The sequence below is a fragment of the Aeromonas allosaccharophila genome (genome assembly GCF_000819685.1).
Taxonomy (GTDB): domain Bacteria; phylum Pseudomonadota; class Gammaproteobacteria; order Enterobacterales; family Aeromonadaceae; genus Aeromonas; species Aeromonas allosaccharophila.
Window position 1 is genome coordinate 60,096 of sequence record NZ_CDBR01000062.1, and the last position, 17,470, is coordinate 77,565.

A 17,470-nucleotide genomic window follows, 5' to 3' on the forward strand; every position below is an offset into this window, starting at 1 on the left:
GAGCGCGTCGCAGAGGCGTCGCGAGAGAGGTGGCCGCCCGATGACGGTTCCATGCAAATCAACTAAATTTGATATTAATATCAATAAAATCAAATTAAGTTGCGCAGCATCGCTTTTTTCAGCGTTATTATGCCCACCTTTTAACAAAGTGCGACAATTTGTGAAGTCGCGCACAGACGGCGCGATGACTCAGAGGTGATAGCGAGCCAGCAGCTGCTGATAGGCGGGCGTCTGCTTGAATGCTTTGAGCGCGGAGGAGAACTGGATGGCCAGCTGATCGTGGCCAGGCTTGCGGGTAAAACCCAGGAAGTTGCGGTTGTCGTCGGTCAACAGGCGGCTACCATTGAGCACCTGATCCTGCAGCCCCTGAGTGCGCAGCAGATACCGACCGACCCGTTCGTTGAGCACCACCCCGTCCAGCCTGCCAGCCATCATCAGGTGCAACTGCTTGATCATGTTGCCATCGCCGGTCATGGCAACCCGGATGACCCCCTTATCGGCCAGAAAATCAGGGCTGTAGGCATAGTCGGCCTGAACGCCGATCCGCAGCCCCTTGAGGTCGGAGAGTTGCTCGAATTTCACCGGGCGATCCGCCGGATAGAAGAGCACCTCGCCGCTGAGAGATAGCGGCTCTTCGGGATAGTGGAGCCACTGCTGGCGAGCCTCGATATAGAAGACATCGAGTACCGCATCCCCTTGCTTGAGACGGGCCTGCTGCAATACCCGCTTCCAGGGCAGTACCCTCACCTCGGTGCGATAGCCCAGTTGCAGCAACACGGCGCGGGCCAGCTCGAGATCGGCCCCCACCAGCTCGCCATTGTCACTGCGCATCACATAGGGAGGCCACAGCTCGGTCAGTATGGTCAGGGTCGGGGGCTCGTCTGCCAGCGCGCTGCAGCCCAACACCAGCGAGACCAACAGCCAACCGCCTTGCCACCCCCGTCGCCACATCCGCTGCCAATCCATGGGCATATCTCCATACCGCCATGGTTTGAGAGTATACAATCCGGGGGTAATAAAAAAGGAGGCCGAAGCCTCCTTGTTATGCGATACCTGACAGACACTTACAGTGCTTTGAGGATCGCCTCGACGCTGGCCTTGGCATCGCCAAACAGCATCTGGGTATTCTCTTTGAAGAACAGCGGGTTCTGGACACCGGCGTAGCCAGTGTTCATGGAGCGCTTGAAGCCGATGACGTTCTGCGCTTTCCACACTTCCAGTACCGGCATCCCGGCGATCGGGCTGCCCGGATCTTCCATCGCGGCCGGGTTGACGGTGTCGTTGGCACCAATCACCAGCACGGTGTCGGTATCGGCGAAGTCGTCGTTGATCTCGTCCATTTCCAGCACGATGTCATACGGGACTTTCGCTTCAGCCAGCAGCACGTTCATGTGGCCTGGCAGACGACCGGCAACCGGGTGGATACCGAAGCGCACCTTGACGCCGCGATCACGCAGCTTCTGGGTGATTTCAGCCACCGGATACTGGGCCTGTGCCACCGCCATGCCGTAGCCTGGGGTGATGATGACGGAGCTGGAGTTCTTCAGCAGGTCAGCCACTTCCTCGGCGCTGGTTTCGCGGTATTCGCCCATCTCCTGATCAGCCGTGGAGGCCACGCCATCGGAGCCGAAGCCACCGGCGATCACCGAGATGAAGGAGCGGTTCATCGCCTTGCACATGATGTAAGAGAGGATCGCACCGGAGGAACCCACCAGCGCACCCACCACGATCAGCAGGTCGTTGGAGAGCATGAAGCCCGCCGCCGCTGCCGCCCAACCGGAGTAGGAGTTGAGCATGGAGACCACCACCGGCATGTCGGCGCCACCTATGCTGGCCACCAGATGCCAGCCAAAGGCGAAGGCGATCAGGGTCATCACCAGCAGAGCGAAGGTAGAGCCGCCCGCGTTGACGAAGTAGACCATCAGCGCCAGAGAGGCGACCACAGCCAGCAGGTTCAACTTGTGGCGGTGCGGCAGCATCAGCGGCTTGGAGGAGATCAGACCTCGCAATTTGCCGAAGGCAACCACGGAACCGGTGAAGGTCACGGCACCGATGAAGACGCCCAGGAAGATTTCGACCAGGTGGATGTTCAGCATGGCGCCGGTGAGGTGCTCGACCTGGGCGACGCTGGCCGCCTGTTCGAACGCCGCACGAGCGGCTGCCAGAGTCGCATCCAGGTTGGAACCAACGGAGACGACTACCTCAGCAGGAGCAGACGGGTGCAGATCGATGAAGCTGTTGAAGCCCACCAGCACTGCCGCCATACCCACGAAGCTGTGCAGCACGGCCACCAGCTCGGGCATCTCGGTCATCTCGACCTTGAGCGCCAGACGCACGCCGATGGCACCGCCGATCACCATGGCCAGGATGATCCAGTGAACGCCACTGGTCTCCGGGTTGAATACGGTGGCGAGCAGGGCGATAGCCATACCCGCGATACCGAACAGGTTGCCATGCTTGGCCGTTTCTTGCTTCGACAGTCCCGCGAGACTGAGGATGAAGAGCACGGCGGCAACGATATAGGATGCTGTTACCAGTCCTTGAGACACGTTAAACCCCCTTAATCCTTACGGAACATCTTCAGCATGCGCTGAGTGACGGTGAAACCGCCGAAGATGTTGATACTGGCAATCAGCACGGCGACGAACGCCAGCGCGGTGACCAGGGTCGACCCTTGCCCGATCTGCAGCAGGGCACCGACCACGATAATGCCGGAGATGGCATTGGTGACCGACATCAGCGGCGTATGCAGGGCGTGCGAAACGTTCCACACCACGTAGTAACCGACCACACAGGCCAGGATGAATACGGTGAAGTGGGAGAGGAAGGCAGCCGGGGCAACGGACGCAATCCAGCCGAAGGCGGCGATGCCGAGGGCACCGAACACGAACTTCTTGTTGGAGGGCTTGGCCGCTTCTTTCTTGGCGGCCGGTTTGGCGGCAGCCGGTTTTTGCGGGGCGGCAGAGACGGAGATGGCGGGCGGCGGGAAGGTCACTTCACCGGCCTGGATCACCGTCATGTTGCGCTGAACCACGTCTTCGAAGTTGATGGCAACGTTGCCGTCCTTCTCCTTGCACATCAGCTTCATCAGGTTGACCAGGTTGGTACCGTAGAGCTGGGAGGATTGGGCAGGCAGACGACCCGGCAGATCGGTGTAACCGATCACCTTGACGCCGTTGGCGGTGACATGCAGTTCACCCGGCACTGTGTATTCGCAGTTACCACCAGCCTGAGCGGCCATGTCCACGATGACGGAGCCCGGCTTCATGCTGTCGACCATCTCTTTGGTGATCAGCTTGGGAGCCGGCTTGCCCGGGATCAGAGCGGTGGTGATGATGATGTCCACCTCTTTGGCCTGCTGGGCGAACAGCTCCATCTCGGCCTTGATGAACTCTTCGCTCATCACCTTGGCATAACCATCGCTGGATGCGCCGTCTTCGCCACCGAAGTCCAGTTTGAGGAATTCCCCACCCATGGATTCGATCTGCTCGGCCACTTCCAGACGGGTATCGAACGCACGCACGATGGCACCGAGGGAACCGGCCGTACCGATGGCGGCCAGACCGGCGACACCGGCACCGATCACCAACACCTTGGCAGGCGGCACTTTACCGGCTGCGGTGATTTGACCGGTGAAGAAGCGACCGAACTGGTGCGCAGCTTCAACCACGGCGCGATAGCCACCGATGTTGGCCATGGAGGAGAGGGCATCGAGGGACTGGGCACGGGAGATCCGCGGCACCATATCCATCGCCATCACATTGATGTTGCGCTCGGACAGCTTCTTGACCAGCTCAGGGTTCTGGGCAGGCCAAATGAAGCTCACCAGAGTGGCACCATCTTTAATTTGTGCGATCTCGGCATCGGTCGGCGCATTGACCTTGAAGATAAGGTCGGCTTGCCAGACATTCGGCACCACGCTGGCACCGGCAGCCTCGAAGGCGGCATCATCGAAGCTGGCCAACTGGCCTGCGCCGGACTCGATGGCGACCTCGAAGCCGAGCTTTTTCAGCTGCTCGACGGTAGCCGGGGTCGCTGCGACCCGGGTCTCACCGGCGAGACTCTCTCTCGGTATTCCAATCTGCATGACTATTCCCTGATGGTTAATAAACAATCGCTGCCCAGTGTCTCACTTCTGACGAAACAAGACATGACCAAAGTGCAGGTCCAGGGCTCTTTGTTATGAAAATCAGTAGGCTTTACCTCAACCTCCTGTCATGGTCAGGCCCCCGCTTTTCAGGCGCGAAGGTGATTAGTATCAAATTTTGGAGTTTTATTACAACCGCAGTCCCGACGGCACTCGTACAGAATTCAGCCCATCCCTGGCTACGATTAAAAAAAACAAACCAAATTAGAGGCTTATACCAGTAAAAACGGCTGAAAAAAGTGATCCAACCAGTCAAAAAAAATGTTTTACCGGCCCTCTATCTTAGCGTTTTTTGTTCTTACGAAATCCGCTTTCGTCTCACTTCTCGCAGCGAAACGCCGAAAAGTAACATTTTCCCAACAAAAGCGGGGCCACTCAGCCGCCAGATGGCGGGAGAGGGCCCCGACAATTCAATCGTTTCGCCCGTGTGGCGCCGATTGGCGGCCCTTACCAGGCCGCTTCATAAATATGCTGGCTCTGCACCAGATCGATATCGCTGTGCTCGCCCAGACGGGTCATGCCGTGCTCACCCAACTTGCCGATCAGGGTATCGATACCGAGATCTTTGAGGCCGTAGTCACGCAAGCGGGTCTTGACCCCCATCCGCTCGAAGAAGTCGCGGGTCGCAGCGATGGCATCGTCGATGCGCTCCGCTTCGCTGCCGTTGCGCAGACCCCACACCCGCTCTGCGTATTGCAGCAGCTTGGCATGCTTCTGTTTGCGCTTGGCCTGCAACAGGGCGGGCAGTACCGCCGCCAGGGTCTGGGCGTGGTCGAGGCCATGCAGGGCAGTCAGCTCGTGACCCAGCATGTGGGTGGCCCAATCCTGCGGCACACCGGCACCGATCAGACCGTTCAGCGCCATGGTGGCACTCCACATGATGTTGGCGCGCACCTCGTAGTTGTGCGGCTCGGCCAGCGCCTTGGGACCCTCTTCGATCAGGGTCAGCAGCAAGCCTTCGGCGAAGCGATCCTGCACCTTGGCATTGACCGGATAGGTGAGGTACTGCTCCACGGTATGGACGAAAGCATCCACCACTCCGTTCGCCACCTGACGCTCGGGCAGGGTGTAGGTGAGCACCGGATCCAGCACGGCGAAGCGCGGCATCACGAACGGCGAGAAGAAGTGCACCTTGTCGCCACTGCTGCGACGGGTGATGACGGCGCCCATGTTCATTTCGGAACCGGTCGCCGGCAGGGTCAGCACCGAACCGAGCGGGATGGCGGAGCGCACTTCGCTGCCGACGGTCTCGAGAATGTGCCAGGGCTCTTTGGCCAGATCGTAATGTGCAGCAGCGGCGATAAACTTGGTGCCATCGAGCACGGAGCCGCCGCCGACGGCGAGCAGGAAGTCGACCCGCTCGGCACGGGCCAGCTCCACGGCGCCCATCAGGGTCTCGTAGGCCGGGTTCGGCTCGATGCCGCCAAATTCAAACAGGGTCATGCCAGCCAGTTCGCTGCGGATCTGCTCCAGCAGGCCGCTGCGTATCACGCTGCCGCCGCCGTAGGTGATCATGACGCGGGCATCGCTCGGGAGCTGCTCGCGCAGCTGGGCGATCTGCCCTTGGCCAAACAGGATTTTGGTCGGGGTATGGAGCGTAAAGTTGTTCATCGACATTGCCTTCTTCTGATAGTGAGGGCGGCCAGGCCGCGAAATCATGATTGCATTTTTCTCCAGAACCACCCTACCATCAAGACAACATCCTGCTTTATTCTTGCCTATTTCTACAAAGCAGCGAAAACCGGAACAGTCGAATCAAAGAGCGCCCATGCCAAACCGTTACAGCGACCTCGCCGCCAGAGTGACCCGCCACGTCACCGCCCCCGGCATCACCCCCTCCCCGGTGGAGCAGGTGAATTTCATCTATACCACCGAGTACCACGGTCGTACCCCGGTGCTCTACCAGCCGCGGATGATCGTGATCCTGCAGGGGCACAAGGTGGGTTATCTGGCGGATCAGGTGTTTCGCTACGATCCCAACCACTACCTGCTGATGACCTTGCCGCTGCCCTGCGAGTGCGAGTGCTTCGCCTCCCCCGAGCAACCGCTGATCGGTTTTACCATCGAGATCAACATGGTCACCCTGCAAGAGCTGCTGCTGGAGCTGGGCGACGCCCTGCCCGCCCCCGCTCCGCAGAAGAGCGGCGTCCACTCGGTGCCCCTGTCGGAGGCGATGTTCTGCGCCGCCGAGCGGCTGATCGATCTGATGGATAACCCGCTGCACGCCAAGGTGCTGGGGCCGCAGACGGTGCGCGAGATGCTGTTCCACGCCCTCACCGAGGGGGGTGGCCCGGCGCTGCAGGCGCTCGCCAATCGCCACAACCATGTGGGCCAGATCGCCCGGGTGCTGCGTATGATAGAGTCCCGTTATGCCGACAACCTCACCATGGAGGAGCTGGCGCGGGAGGTGAACATGAGCGTTTCCGCCTTTCACCACCACTTCAAGGCGGTCACCGCCACCTCGCCGTTGCAGTACATCAAGTCGTTTAGGCTGCACAAGGCGCGGATGATGATGCTGCACGACGGCATCAAGGCGGGCACCGCGGCGGCCAGAGTCGGTTACGAAAGCAACTCCCAGTTCAGCCGGGAGTACAAGCGCTTCTTCGGCAGCACGCCGACGGATCAGGCCTCCCGCTTCCGGGATGGCCAACTGCGCATCATCGAGGGATAACAAGAGAGGGATTACTTATGCGTTCACTGCTTTGCCTGTTCACCGCTTTGCTGCTGACGGCCTGTACCGGGATTGCCGACGGCATCCGCCCCGTTACCGGCTTCCAGCTCGATCGCTACCTCGGCACCTGGTACGAAATTGCCCGCCTCGACCACAGCTTCGAGCGGGGGCTGGAGCAGGTGAGTGCCAGCTACAGCCTGCGGGATGATGGCGGCGTCAAGGTGCTCAACCGCGGCAAGCAGAGCGATGGCAGCTGGCGCGAAGCCGAGGGCAAGGCCTACTTCGTCGGCAACCCTGACGAGGCGCGGCTCAAGGTGAGCTTCTTCGGCCCCTTCTACGGCGGCTACAACGTCATCGACCTCGACCCCGACTACCAGATCTCGCTGGTGACCAGCTACAACCACGACTACCTCTGGATCCTCTCCCGCTCCCCCAATCCGCCCAAGGAGAAGGTGGACGCGCTGATCGCCAAGGCCAGGGGGCTGGGCTTTGCCACCGACCAGCTGATTTGGGTCAAGCAGACCCCCTGAGCCTTCAGCGGTGGCGACCCCTTCGCCACCGCACTCACCTGCCCGCCATATTTTCCTGCCTCCGGTCTCCAGCCACCTTTTCCGCCAAATATATAGACGGCATGTTGCATACATATTACCAAGCAGAATGATCGGTTATTTATCAGGCAGCTGAACTGCCACGCAGGTATCGCTGAAATATATCTGGGAAATCATGATGAATAATCAGCATTGATGCACATTGGCACCGTGATAACAGGACTCACCGTTTACCAACGAACGATAAATCAGCAAAAATGTGGTGCCATCCGCCATGCATCTCCTCGCAAACGCTTAATTGTTGCCATCCCTGTCTGCAGATGATAAACAACTCCATCATCAAAAATTACACATAAATATTCACTTGAACGAGGTGGTTAATTGGAATGGATTAAATTGAGTGGCATCCTCATTATTTTGTTAGGATTTTATTTCAAACTCGATACTCTGGCCGTCGTGCTGGTCGCTGCCGTTACCACGGCACTGGTCTCCGGTCTCTCCATGACCGATTGCCTCTCCCTGCTGGGTGAAGCCTTCGTCTCCAACCGCATGGTGACGCTGTTTCTGCTGACCCTGCCGATGATCGGCATCTGCGAACGCTACGGCCTGAAACAGCAGGCGGTCACCCTGATAGAGCGGATCAAAAAGCTCACTCCGGGCAAGTTCATGACCCTCTATATGTTTATCCGCGAGCTGGCCGGTCTCTTCTCGGTGCGGGTACAGGGTCATACCCAGTTTATTCGTCCGCTGGTCAACCCGATGACGCAGGCAGCCGCCAGCAAGGTGCACGGGAAATTAAGCGAAGAGGACGAGGAATATATCAAGGCGCGGGTTTCGGCCACCGAAAACTACGGCAACTTCTTTGCCCAAAATACCTTTGTCGCCTCCGCCGGGGTATTGCTGATTGTCGGCACGTTCGAGTCGCTGGGATATAACGTCTCCGCCGTCGATATTGCCAAGGCCTCCATGCCGATTGCCATCATTACCCTGTTTATGGTCGCCGCCTCCAATATGTGGTTTGACCGTCAGATGGCCAAGAAATATGCATCTGGCAGCAGCAAGGGAGGTCAACAGTAATGGCTGCACTGATCCCCAATATGCTCGAATTCTTCTATGTGCTGATCGGCGTCATCCTGTTCAGCAGCGCCTGGCGCGTCCTGCGTGATACCAACCACCCGGCCCGAGTCGGCACCGCTCTGTTCTGGACCATCCTCGGGGTGCTGTTCGCCTTCGGCAGCTATATCCCCAACATAATCAACGGGATGCTGATCCTCGCCATGGGAGTCATTACCCTGCTCAAGCAGGTGAAGATCGGCAAGCTGGAGCAGGCGAGCGAGGAGGAGTCCCAGCGCCACGCCAACCGCATCGGCAACCGGATCTTCCTGCCCTGCGTGTTGCTGGCCCTGCTGGCGGTGGTGATCGCTCAGTTCACACCTCTCGGCGGTCAGGTCGGCATCGGCCTGGCGGCGGTGATCGCCTTCGTCATCACTGTGCTGCTGACTCGCGCCACCCCCTCCACCGTGGTGGGTGACTCGGACCGGATGATCCAGCAGGTCGGCATCACCGGCATCCTGCCCCAGTTGCTGGCCGCCCTCGGGGTGATCTTCAACACGTCCGGCGTCGGCGATGTCATCTCCCACGGGATCTCCACCGTGGTGCCGATGGGCAGCCCCTTCGTCGGGGTGGTGGCCTACTGCCTCGGCATGATGGTCTTCACCATGATCATGGGCAACGCCTATGCCGCCTTCACCGTCATCACCGCCGGCATCGGCATCCCCTTCGTCATTGCCCAGGGCGGTGACCCGGTGGTGGCCGGTGCGCTGGCGATGACCGCCGGCTTCTGCGGCACCCTGATGACCCCCATGGCCGCCAACTTCAACGCCCTGCCCGCCGCCCTGCTGGAGATGAAGGATCTCAACAAGGTGATCAAGGTGCAGGTGCCGATGGCGCTGACGCTGGTGCTGATCCATATCGCACTCATGTATTTCTGGGCATTCTGACCATTCGGGAGAAGATGATGAAAGTACTGATTACCGGTTTTGACCCCTTCGGCGGCGAGCCCATCAACCCGGCATGGGAGGCGGTCAAACGCCTGCCAGAGACCATTCTGGACGCCACCGTGATCAAGGCGCAGATCCCCACCGTCTTTGGCAAATCAGCCACCCTGCTGGCGGAGCTGATGCGCCAGCACCAGCCCGATGTGGTGATCAACGTCGGTCAGGCGGGCGGCCGCTTCGCCATTACCCCGGAGCGGGTCGCCATCAACCTCGACGATGCCCGCATCCCCGACAACGAGCAGCAGCAACCCATCGATGAAGTGATTCAGGCCGATGGCGCGCCGGCCTACTTCTCCCGTCTGCCCCTCAAGGGGATGGTGCAGCGCATCAAGGAGAACGGTATTCCGGCGGCGGTCTCCAACACTGCCGGCACCTTCGTATGCAACCACATCATGTACCAGCTGCACTACCTGATTGAGAAAGAGTTCCCGGCGGTGCGCGGCGGCTTTATTCACGTTCCCTACATCACCGAGCAGGTAGCGGACAAGGTGAACCAGCCCTGCCTCGCCATGAGCGAGATTACCCGCGCGCTGGCGCTGGCCATCGAGGCGGTGGTGCTGCAGCAGGATGGCGATATCAAAGTCGTGGGCGGCGAGATCTCATGAGCCTTTGCCAGCCACGCCCGCTGTTCGTCTACGGCAGCCTGATGGACGGATTGTTCAACTACCGCCGCTATCTGGCTCACCACGTGAGCCAGACGCCCCGGCGCGCCCGGGTGCGCGGCGCTCTCTATCACCTGCAGCACAAGGGCTACCCCGCCCTGCTGCAGGGGGATGACTGGGTCTATGGCGAGCTATTTGTGCTGGACGACTTCCCTGCCGCCATCGCGGCGCTCGACGAGATGGAGAACTTCCACGGCGAGGATGATCCCCAGAGCGAATATCTGCGCCAGCTCATCGAGGTGGAGATCTTCGACCCGGCGCAGGGGCGTTATGTCGGCCAACAGCAGGCCTACCACTACCGCTACGTAGTGCAGCACGATCCCAGGTGGCAACAGGGCAAGCACTACCTGCCCGACGGCAACTGGCGCGCTTTCCATCTGGCGCAACTGGAGAGCGCCGCCTGACGGTCAGCGACAATAACAAAGGGCAGCCCGCGGGCTGCCCTTTTTCATGGAAGATGGACTGAGGATCAGAGCCGGAAACGGCCGATCTCCTGCTCCAGCCGCTCGGTCAGCGACTTGAGTTCGGCCGCCTGCGCCGCCTCGTTGCCCGCCTGCTCGGCCAGCTCTTGCGAGACGTGGCGGATATTCTCGGTATTGCGGCTGATCTCGCCGGTCACCGAGGTCTGCTCCTCGGCCGCTGCGGCGATCTGGGTCGCCATGTCGCTGATGGAGCCGATCGCCTCGTTGATCCGGGCAAGGCTCTGGTTGGCCGCTTCCGCATCCTCCACGCTAGTGCCCGCCAGCTGACGGCTGGTCTCCATGCCACCCACCGCGCGACGGGTGGTCTGCTGCAGGGTCTCGATCATCTGCTGGATCTCGTCGGTGGAGTCGTGGGTACGACGCGACAGCACCCGCACCTCGTCTGCCACCACCGCAAAACCACGGCCCTGCTCACCGGCCCGGGCCGCCTCGATGGCGGCGTTGAGCGCCAGCAGGTTGGTCTGCTCGGCGATACCGCTGATGGTGGCCAGAATGCCGCTGATCTTCTGGGCATGGCTGTCGAGCTCGTTGATGATCTGGCTGGCATCGGCCACTTCGTCCGCCAGACCGGTAATGCTGCGCTGACTCTGGCCAACCTGGGATTGACCGGCGACCGCCAGTGCGACCGCCTCGGTAGCGGTGGTGGCGGCAAACTCGGCGTTGCCGGCGATCTCCTGGGTGGCGGAGGCCATCTCGGTCACCGCAGTCGCCACCATCACGATCTCGTCCTGCTGTTGACGCACCCGCTGACTGCGGGCCTGCGCCCCGGCCGCCTGGGTGCAGGACTGGGCCGCCAGCTCGACGGTCACGTCCCGCAACCGGCTAACGATGCCGTGCAGCCGCGCCACGAACTGGTTGAAGTTCTGGGCCAGCTGACCCACCTCATCCTTGCTGTGGGTGTTGATGTGAACGGTGAGATCCCCCTCGCCGTGGGCGATGTCGTGCAGGGCGTGCGCCACCCGACCGAGATCGGCGAACAGGTATTTGAAGGTGGCGGTGAGCAGGGCGCTGAACACCAGCATCAGCACCAGCGTCAGCCCCACCAGCTCCCACAACAGGCTGCTGAGCGGCGCCTCCAGCACATCGCGATACATCACCATGGCCAGCAGCCAGTCGGTACCCGCTACCGGTTGTACCGCCAGCAGCACATCCCGCCCGTCGAGGGTGGCAGCGTGCAGCTCGCTGTTTTCGCGGCCCCACTGCTGGAAGGTGGCGGCAGAGAGTCCCGGCGCCAGCTCGGCGATGGGCTTGAGCGCCAGATCCTTCTGCGGATGGCCGACGATGAGGCCGCTGCTGTCGAGCAGCATGGCGTAACCCTCACCCTGCACCTTCATCGCCAGCACTTCGTCGATCAGCTTGTCGAGCGCCAGGTTGGCCCCCACGGCACCGACCAGCTCGCCCTGATGGCGCACCGGCTCGGAGAGGGTGACCACCAGCTTCTGCATGGTAACGCTGACATAGGGAGCAGTGACGATCAACTGCCCCGCCTTCACCGCATCCTGATACCAGGGGCGCTCGCGCGGGTCATAGTTGCCGGTGTTGAGGGAGGGATCCTGCCGGGTCATGACCCCCTGCGCGGAACCAAAATAGGTGAGGCCGAACCCACCGGAGGTGTAGGCCTGCTTCAGGTGCGGCACCAGCTCGGCCTGCGGGTTGTCGCTGATCAGGTTCACCAGCGCATGGACGGTATTCTTGCGATCCGCCATCCATTCGCCGATCGCGACCGAGTAGGCGTGGCCATAGTTGACCGCCTCGCTCTGGATGGCGCTCATGGTGCGGGATTTGAGGGTGTGAAAGGCAACGATGCCGAGCAGTGATGCCATCAGCAGCACCACGCCAAGACTGGTGGCCAGCAGCTTGCCGCGCAGAGAGAGGGTCATGACGACGAATCCTTGTTGTTGTGTCAGGCAGGGAAAACCCTGATGTATCAAAGGCTATCGGCCGCAACATGAACAGACTTTAGTGAATCTGTATATTTTTACATCCATCAACAACAGGGATGGCTATCAGAAGTTGGTTGCTCGCTATTCCATGCTACCGAGCGGCAGAACAATCAGGAGGAGAAACAGAGGGGCGGAAGGGACAGAGGGCGAACGCCGGAAATGCGAAAGGCCAGCTCAATGAGCTGGCCTTTCTGAAAATGGCAGGGGCGGCAGGACTCGAACCCGCAACCATCGGTTTTGGAGACCGCTGTTCTACCAATTGGAACTACGCCCCTGCAACAAACGAGGCGTAGTATACAAAGTGGAGATCAAAGGTAAAGGCTTTTTTTACACTTTCGATGCGATTGCACAAATCCCGAACAAGTCGCGGTTGTTTGTGCAGCAAAGCGGGATAACTTGCTGTATTTGCAGCCCTGCCGGGGTAGGAATGGGACATAAATGGGGGTAGGGTGAAATCAGGTACCGGGAGGCCACTTATGCTCAATTACCGATTGCTCCAACAACTGGCGCCCCTCAACTTCAGGGATGAACGCAAGACAGAGTCCCTGCCGGCCTATCTTGAACGGGTCGCGCCGCTGGTGCCCTTTATTCCTGAAAATGTGCTCTCCCAGTGGATTTACCGTCATTGGCGCGGTTTTGAGTCCAACTGGAGCTTTATCGATCTCGCCAGCCACCAGTTCACCTGTGAACGCTGGCCCACCGCGCAACTGGTGGATCAGGTGGACTCCCGCCATATGGAGGTGATCGAACGCTGGGGCGAGATGCTGCGCAGCAATCGCTATGTACGCCGCTCCTGGCTCGGCGAGAAGATGCTGAGCGAAGGCACCTGGCCCGAACCTGTCATCGTGCTGGCGCCCGCCGAGGGGTGCAGTTACCCGAACGGGCAACCGCTGCCGCAACCCTACTGCCTGCTGGAAGGGCACCACAGACTCGGTTATTTGCGTGCCATGGCCCGCGATGGGGAATCACTGCAAGAAATGCACAGGGTGTGGATTTGTCGCCCTGTTCCCGCCACTTAAACGTTTTTCACACTGAAATTGGCATCATAAATAAAATTTTGACAATTAAAAAAGCGGCCCTATAATCTGTCCGGTTTTGAAAAAGGTCGGGACGAAACGATGCAGTTTTTGATTCAGAAAACAGCCTTGCAGACGGGTGGTGCGCACCAGAGCGGCCCCGTTGTTTTCGGTTCCCACCCCAAGGATCCCCAGTTATTTTTAAAAAAAGCCCCTGTTTCAGGGGCTTTTTTTTGTGCCCGAAAAACCTCCAATGATGTCAAAGGGAATGCAGACGATGACCAATCCACTCTATAAGAAACATGTCATCTCCATTTCGGACCTGACCCGGTCAGAAATGGAACTGGTAGTCTCAACCGCACAACGGTTGAAGGCTGAACCTGACACCAGCCTGTTGAAAGACAAGCTGGTTGCCAGCTGCTTCTTCGAAGCCTCCACCCGCACCCGCCTCTCGTTCGAGACCGCGGTACAGCGCCTCGGCGGCAACATCATCGGTTTCGCCGACGGTGGCAACACCAGCGCCAAGAAAGGCGAGACGCTGGCTGACTCCATCAAGATCATCGGCTCCTACTCGGATGCGGTAGTGATGCGCCACCCGAAAGAGGGCGCGGCCCGTCTGGCTGCCGAGTTCTCCCGCGTGCCGGTCATCAACGGCGGCGACGGCTCCAACCAGCATCCGAGCCAGACCCTGCTCGACCTGTTCACCATCCATGAGACCCAGGGTCGTCTGGACAACCTCAACGTCGCCTTCGTCGGTGACCTGAAATATGGCCGCACCGTGCACTCGCTGGCCCAGGCCCTCAGCCTGTTCAACAGCCGTTTCTTCTTCATCTCCCCGGAAGCGCTGGCGATGCCGGACTACATCTGCGAAGAGCTGGAAGAGAAGGGCATCCCGTTCAGCGTCCACCAGACCATGGAAGAGGTGATGCCTGAGCTGGACATCCTCTACATGACCCGTGTCCAGAAAGAGCGCTTCGACGAGACCGAATACAAGCACATGGCCGCCAAGTTCGTGCTGGAGCTGGCGACCCTGGAAGGGGCCAAGCCCACCATGAAGATCCTGCATCCCCTGCCCCGCGTCGACGAGATCGATGTCGCGGTCGACAAGACCCCCCACGCTTGCTACTTCCAGCAGGCGGAGAACGGGGTCTATGCACGCCAGGCGCTGCTGGCACTGGTACTGAACGAAACTGTCTGAGCTTAGGGGAATATCATGTCTGACAAGAACCAACTGCAAGTCGAAGCCATCCGTCACGGCTCCGTCATCGATCACATCCCCGCTGGCCAGGGCATCAAGATCCTCAAGCTGTTCCAGCTGGTTGAAACCCAGGAGCGGATCACCGTCGGCTTCAACCTGAAATCCGGCGCGCTGGGCAAGAAGGATCTCATCAAGATTGAGAACACCCGCCTGACCGAACAGCAGGCCAACCAGCTGGCGCTGTTCGCCCCGAAAGCGACCGTCAACATCATCGAAGACTTCAATGTGGTGAAGAAGCACCAGCTGGAGCTGCCGGAGTTCATCGCCGGGGTGTTCCACTGCCCCAACTCCAACTGCATCTCCCACAACGAGCCGGTGGACAGCTACTTCCGGGTGCGCGAAGTGAAAGGCGTGGTGCGGATGAAGTGCAAATATTGCGAGAAGTCCTTCACTCAGGACATCGTCAGCGAGCGTGACTGATATCTGATTGGGCCCTGCGGGGCCCATTTTTGAACCCTGTCACATCACCGAATTTCCAGTCAGCTATAATTTGCCATCCCAAGATGGTAATGCCCGTTCATTCCCTGCATATAGATGGATTATCAGTGTTTTTGGCTGATAACCGACAGCTATGGCAGATATCGCGCGTTTACCTCCGGTCATCGTCAAAGGAATTCGCCGTGGTCAAAACCCTCAGTCGTCCCGTTGCCCAAGAGCCCGATCTGGCCCAGCTGGATGCCTGTCGCCAGATCATCGGTCAGCACTGCTACAGCACCCAGGAAGAGATCCGTCGTGAGCTGTCAGAGCGCGGTTTCGCCGACATCAGCCAGTCCACCATCTCCCGCCTGCTGCGCCGCCTCGGTGTTGCCAAGGCGCAGAATGCCAACGGCAAGAAGGTCTACACCCTGGTAGACGATCAGCTGGAGCCAGCTGGTAGCACTCGCTCGATCCACGACATGGTGCGCGAAGTGGTGCACAACCAGCAGATGGTGCTGATCCACACCACCCCGGGGGCCGCTACCGTGGTGGCCCGCCTGCTGGATCGCAACGCCAATCCGGAGATCATGGGCGCCGTCGCCGGCAATGACGTAGTGCTGGTCGCGCCGCGCCATATCAGCCGTACCCGCCAGGCCCATGCCGCCGTGGTGCGCACGCTGGCACAGGCCCGCTAAGCTCTCTCCCCCAAATGCATTGAGGCGACCCGCGGGTCGCCTTTTTGTTGCCTATTATTTTTGCCCATCACTTCTTGCGCCCATAAAAAACGGGAGCCCGCAGGCTCCCGTTTCATCTTGCTTGTCATCCCTCAGGAGAGCACGGCACCAAGACTCAGGCAGACCACGATCAGCACGGTCAGGATAGCGAGCAGCGGAGCCACCCACTTCAGCCAGCGTACATAAGGTACCTTGGCGATGGCCAGACCGCCCATCACTACAGCGGAGGTCGGGGTCACCAGGTTCACCAGACCGGAGGCAGACTGGTAAGCAGTCACCACCAGATCGCGGCCCACGTTGGCGAAGTCGGCCAGCGGCGCCATGATCGGCATGGTCAGTACAGCCAGACCGGAGGAGGACGGCACCAGGAAGGAGAGCACCACTTCCAGCACGAACATCACGTTGATAAAGACGATGGTGGAGAGGCCGGTCACGATCCCTTCTGCACTGTGCAAAATGGTGTGAGTGATCATGCCGTTATCCATTACCACCACGATACCGCGGGCGATACCGATGATCAGCGCCACACCCAGCAGGTCGCGGGCACCGTCGATAAAGTTGGAGGTCAGCTCCTCTTCGCTCATGCGGGAGATGATACCGACGATGATGGCGGCAGCCAGGAACACGCCGGAGATCTGCGCCATCCACCAGCCCAGCACGGCCACACCGTAGATCATCACGGCAAAGGCGGCGACGAAGATACCCAGCACGATTTTACGGGTCAGGGTGAACTCCAGCATCTGGTCACTCTTGTTGCCAAGGAAGTGGGCACGGTTCTCTTCCCACTTGTCAGCTACCAGAGATTTGCTCGGATCGCTGCGCACCATCTTGGCGTAACGCATGACGTAGGCAACACAGAGCAGCCAACCGGCGACCAGCATGGCGACGCGCAGCCAGATACCATCGGTGAAGGAGATACCGGCGGCGTTGGCCGCGATCACAGTAGCAAACGGGTTGATGGTGGAACCGAGAGTACCGATACCGGCGCCCAGCAATACGGTTGCCGCCGCCACCACAGGGTCAAAGCGGGCAGCCATCATCACCGGCACCAGCAGGGTGTAGAAAGGCAGCGACTCTTCGGCCATACCGTAGATGGTGCCACCTGCGGCGAACAGCGCCATCAGGATCGGGATCATCCACTCTTCACGGCCGCGCAGGCGGTCGGTCACACGTTCGATACCGGCATCGATGGCACCGGTCTTGGTCACAATGCCAAGAAAACCACCGATGATCAGGATAAAGAGGGAGACGTCGATGGCGCCTGCCTCATAGGTGTCGTGGTTGTAGAGGCCATCGATAGGTGCCAGCAGCACGTCGACGATCCCCTGGGGATTCCCCTCCACCAATTTGTAGGTACCCGCCACCGGCACTTCTTTGCCGAGGGCTTCGTTCATGGTCATTTCATATTTGCCGGCCGGCACTATCCAGCTCAGTGCGGCCACCAGGGCGATCAGCACAAACAGTATCGTGTAGGCTGACGGGAACTTGAATTTGGTCATGGTCCAGCTTCCTTCTGTGGGTGTGGTATCCATGCA

17 protein-coding genes and 1 tRNA gene are annotated in these 17,470 nt (G+C 59.8%); 11 read left to right on the forward strand and 7 right to left on the reverse strand.

Annotated elements, in window-relative coordinates:
* Positions 1-189: 189 nt before the first annotated feature.
* From BN1115_RS11855 to yqhD, 4 genes are all read right to left on the reverse strand, one after another.
* A complete protein-coding gene (locus BN1115_RS11855) occupies positions 190-966 on the reverse strand; it encodes a substrate-binding periplasmic protein (RefSeq protein WP_042657305.1) in 777 nt (258 codons plus the stop codon).
* A gap of 98 nt (positions 967-1,064) precedes the next feature.
* Positions 1,065-2,549: a Re/Si-specific NAD(P)(+) transhydrogenase subunit beta gene (gene pntB / locus BN1115_RS11860; protein WP_042657306.1), complete on the reverse strand. Its 1,485-nt coding sequence runs from the start codon at positions 2,547-2,549 to the stop codon at positions 1,065-1,067.
* An 11-nt stretch (positions 2,550-2,560) separates the two neighbouring features.
* On the reverse strand, positions 2,561-4,087 hold the full coding sequence (gene pntA / locus BN1115_RS11865) for a Re/Si-specific NAD(P)(+) transhydrogenase subunit alpha (RefSeq protein WP_042657307.1): 1,527 nt from the start codon (positions 4,085-4,087) through the stop codon (positions 2,561-2,563).
* Between the two features lie 507 nt (positions 4,088-4,594).
* A complete protein-coding gene (yqhD, locus tag BN1115_RS11870; RefSeq protein ID WP_042657308.1) occupies positions 4,595-5,758 on the reverse strand; it encodes an alcohol dehydrogenase in 1,164 nt (387 codons plus the stop codon).
* A gap of 157 nt (positions 5,759-5,915) precedes the next feature.
* Between yqhD and BN1115_RS11875 the strand changes: the two genes are divergently transcribed.
* From BN1115_RS11875 to BN1115_RS11900, 6 genes are all read left to right on the forward strand, one after another.
* Positions 5,916-6,818 (forward strand): AraC family transcriptional regulator, encoded by a 903-nt coding sequence (locus BN1115_RS11875; RefSeq protein ID WP_042657309.1) that lies wholly within the window; start codon positions 5,916-5,918, stop codon positions 6,816-6,818.
* Positions 6,819-6,835: 17 nt separating this feature from the next.
* Complete coding sequence (locus BN1115_RS11880) at positions 6,836-7,348, forward strand: lipocalin family protein (RefSeq protein WP_042657310.1); 513 nt, start codon at positions 6,836-6,838, stop codon at positions 7,346-7,348.
* Positions 7,349-7,747: 399 nt separating this feature from the next.
* On the forward strand, positions 7,748-8,443 hold the full coding sequence (locus tag BN1115_RS11885; protein WP_042657311.1) for a DUF969 domain-containing protein: 696 nt from the start codon (positions 7,748-7,750) through the stop codon (positions 8,441-8,443).
* Positions 8,443-9,366, forward strand: coding sequence for a DUF979 domain-containing protein (locus tag BN1115_RS11890; RefSeq protein WP_042657312.1), 924 nt, complete (start codon positions 8,443-8,445; stop codon positions 9,364-9,366). The genes BN1115_RS11885 and BN1115_RS11890 overlap by 1 nt, the downstream gene beginning before the upstream one ends.
* A gap of 17 nt (positions 9,367-9,383) precedes the next feature.
* Positions 9,384-10,028: a pyroglutamyl-peptidase I gene (gene pcp / locus BN1115_RS11895; protein ID WP_042657313.1), complete on the forward strand. Its 645-nt coding sequence runs from the start codon at positions 9,384-9,386 to the stop codon at positions 10,026-10,028.
* A complete protein-coding gene (locus BN1115_RS11900; RefSeq protein WP_042657314.1) occupies positions 10,025-10,489 on the forward strand; it encodes a gamma-glutamylcyclotransferase family protein in 465 nt (154 codons plus the stop codon). Before pcp ends, BN1115_RS11900 begins: the two co-directional genes overlap by 4 nt.
* Positions 10,490-10,554: 65 nt before the next feature.
* Here BN1115_RS11900 and BN1115_RS11905 read toward each other — a convergent pair whose 3' ends face one another.
* Positions 10,555-12,447, reverse strand: coding sequence for a methyl-accepting chemotaxis protein (locus BN1115_RS11905; protein ID WP_042657315.1), 1,893 nt, complete (start codon positions 12,445-12,447; stop codon positions 10,555-10,557).
* Between the two features lie 261 nt (positions 12,448-12,708).
* Positions 12,709-12,785 (reverse strand) — tRNA-Trp (locus tag BN1115_RS11910).
* Between the two features lie 201 nt (positions 12,786-12,986).
* Here BN1115_RS11910 and BN1115_RS11915 point away from each other — a divergent pair.
* From BN1115_RS11915 to BN1115_RS11930, 5 genes are all read left to right on the forward strand, one after another.
* Positions 12,987-13,529 (forward strand): hypothetical protein, encoded by a 543-nt coding sequence (locus BN1115_RS11915; RefSeq protein ID WP_042657316.1) that lies wholly within the window; start codon positions 12,987-12,989, stop codon positions 13,527-13,529.
* 99 nt (positions 13,530-13,628) lie between these two features.
* Positions 13,629-13,823 carry a hypothetical protein gene (locus BN1115_RS22260; protein WP_148140577.1) on the forward strand — a complete coding sequence of 65 codons (195 nt, stop codon included), beginning with the start codon at positions 13,629-13,631 and terminating at the stop codon, positions 13,821-13,823.
* Positions 13,804-14,724, forward strand: coding sequence for an aspartate carbamoyltransferase (pyrB, locus tag BN1115_RS11920; protein ID WP_042657346.1), 921 nt, complete (start codon positions 13,804-13,806; stop codon positions 14,722-14,724). Before BN1115_RS22260 ends, pyrB begins: the two co-directional genes overlap by 20 nt.
* A gap of 15 nt (positions 14,725-14,739) precedes the next feature.
* Positions 14,740-15,204 (forward strand): aspartate carbamoyltransferase regulatory subunit, encoded by a 465-nt coding sequence (gene pyrI, locus BN1115_RS11925; protein WP_042063767.1) that lies wholly within the window; start codon positions 14,740-14,742, stop codon positions 15,202-15,204.
* 200 nt (positions 15,205-15,404) lie between these two features.
* Positions 15,405-15,896 (forward strand): arginine repressor, encoded by a 492-nt coding sequence (locus BN1115_RS11930; protein ID WP_042063766.1) that lies wholly within the window; start codon positions 15,405-15,407, stop codon positions 15,894-15,896.
* A gap of 131 nt (positions 15,897-16,027) precedes the next feature.
* Here BN1115_RS11930 and BN1115_RS11935 read toward each other — a convergent pair whose 3' ends face one another.
* Positions 16,028-17,434, reverse strand: coding sequence for a YfcC family protein (locus BN1115_RS11935; RefSeq protein WP_042657317.1), 1,407 nt, complete (start codon positions 17,432-17,434; stop codon positions 16,028-16,030).
* Positions 17,435-17,470 lie beyond the last annotated feature (36 nt).

Excerpts from the sequence above, each read along its gene's own strand:
- BN1115_RS11855 (WP_042657305.1), bottom strand. The coding sequence starts at position 966 with ATGGATTGGCAGCGGATGTGGCGACGGGGGTGGCAAGGCGGTTGGCTG.
- pntA (WP_042657307.1), bottom strand. The coding sequence starts at position 4,087 with ATGCAGATTGGAATACCGAGAGAGAGTCTCGCCGGTGAGACCCGGGTC.
- yqhD (WP_042657308.1), bottom strand. The coding sequence starts at position 5,758 with ATGAACAACTTTACGCTCCATACCCCGACCAAAATCCTGTTTGGCCAA.
- BN1115_RS11875 (WP_042657309.1), top strand. The coding sequence starts at position 5,916 with ATGCCAAACCGTTACAGCGACCTCGCCGCCAGAGTGACCCGCCACGTC.
- BN1115_RS11880 (WP_042657310.1), top strand. The coding sequence starts at position 6,836 with ATGCGTTCACTGCTTTGCCTGTTCACCGCTTTGCTGCTGACGGCCTGT.
- BN1115_RS11890 (WP_042657312.1), top strand. The coding sequence starts at position 8,443 with ATGGCTGCACTGATCCCCAATATGCTCGAATTCTTCTATGTGCTGATC.
- pcp (WP_042657313.1), top strand. The coding sequence starts at position 9,384 with ATGAAAGTACTGATTACCGGTTTTGACCCCTTCGGCGGCGAGCCCATC.
- BN1115_RS11900 (WP_042657314.1), top strand. The coding sequence starts at position 10,025 with ATGAGCCTTTGCCAGCCACGCCCGCTGTTCGTCTACGGCAGCCTGATG.
- BN1115_RS11905 (WP_042657315.1), bottom strand. The coding sequence starts at position 12,447 with ATGACCCTCTCTCTGCGCGGCAAGCTGCTGGCCACCAGTCTTGGCGTG.
- BN1115_RS11915 (WP_042657316.1), top strand. The coding sequence starts at position 12,987 with ATGCTCAATTACCGATTGCTCCAACAACTGGCGCCCCTCAACTTCAGG.
- BN1115_RS22260 (WP_148140577.1), top strand. The coding sequence starts at position 13,629 with ATGCAGTTTTTGATTCAGAAAACAGCCTTGCAGACGGGTGGTGCGCAC.
- pyrB (WP_042657346.1), top strand. The coding sequence starts at position 13,804 with ATGACCAATCCACTCTATAAGAAACATGTCATCTCCATTTCGGACCTG.
- pyrI (WP_042063767.1), top strand. The coding sequence starts at position 14,740 with ATGTCTGACAAGAACCAACTGCAAGTCGAAGCCATCCGTCACGGCTCC.
- BN1115_RS11935 (WP_042657317.1), bottom strand. The coding sequence starts at position 17,434 with ATGACCAAATTCAAGTTCCCGTCAGCCTACACGATACTGTTTGTGCTG.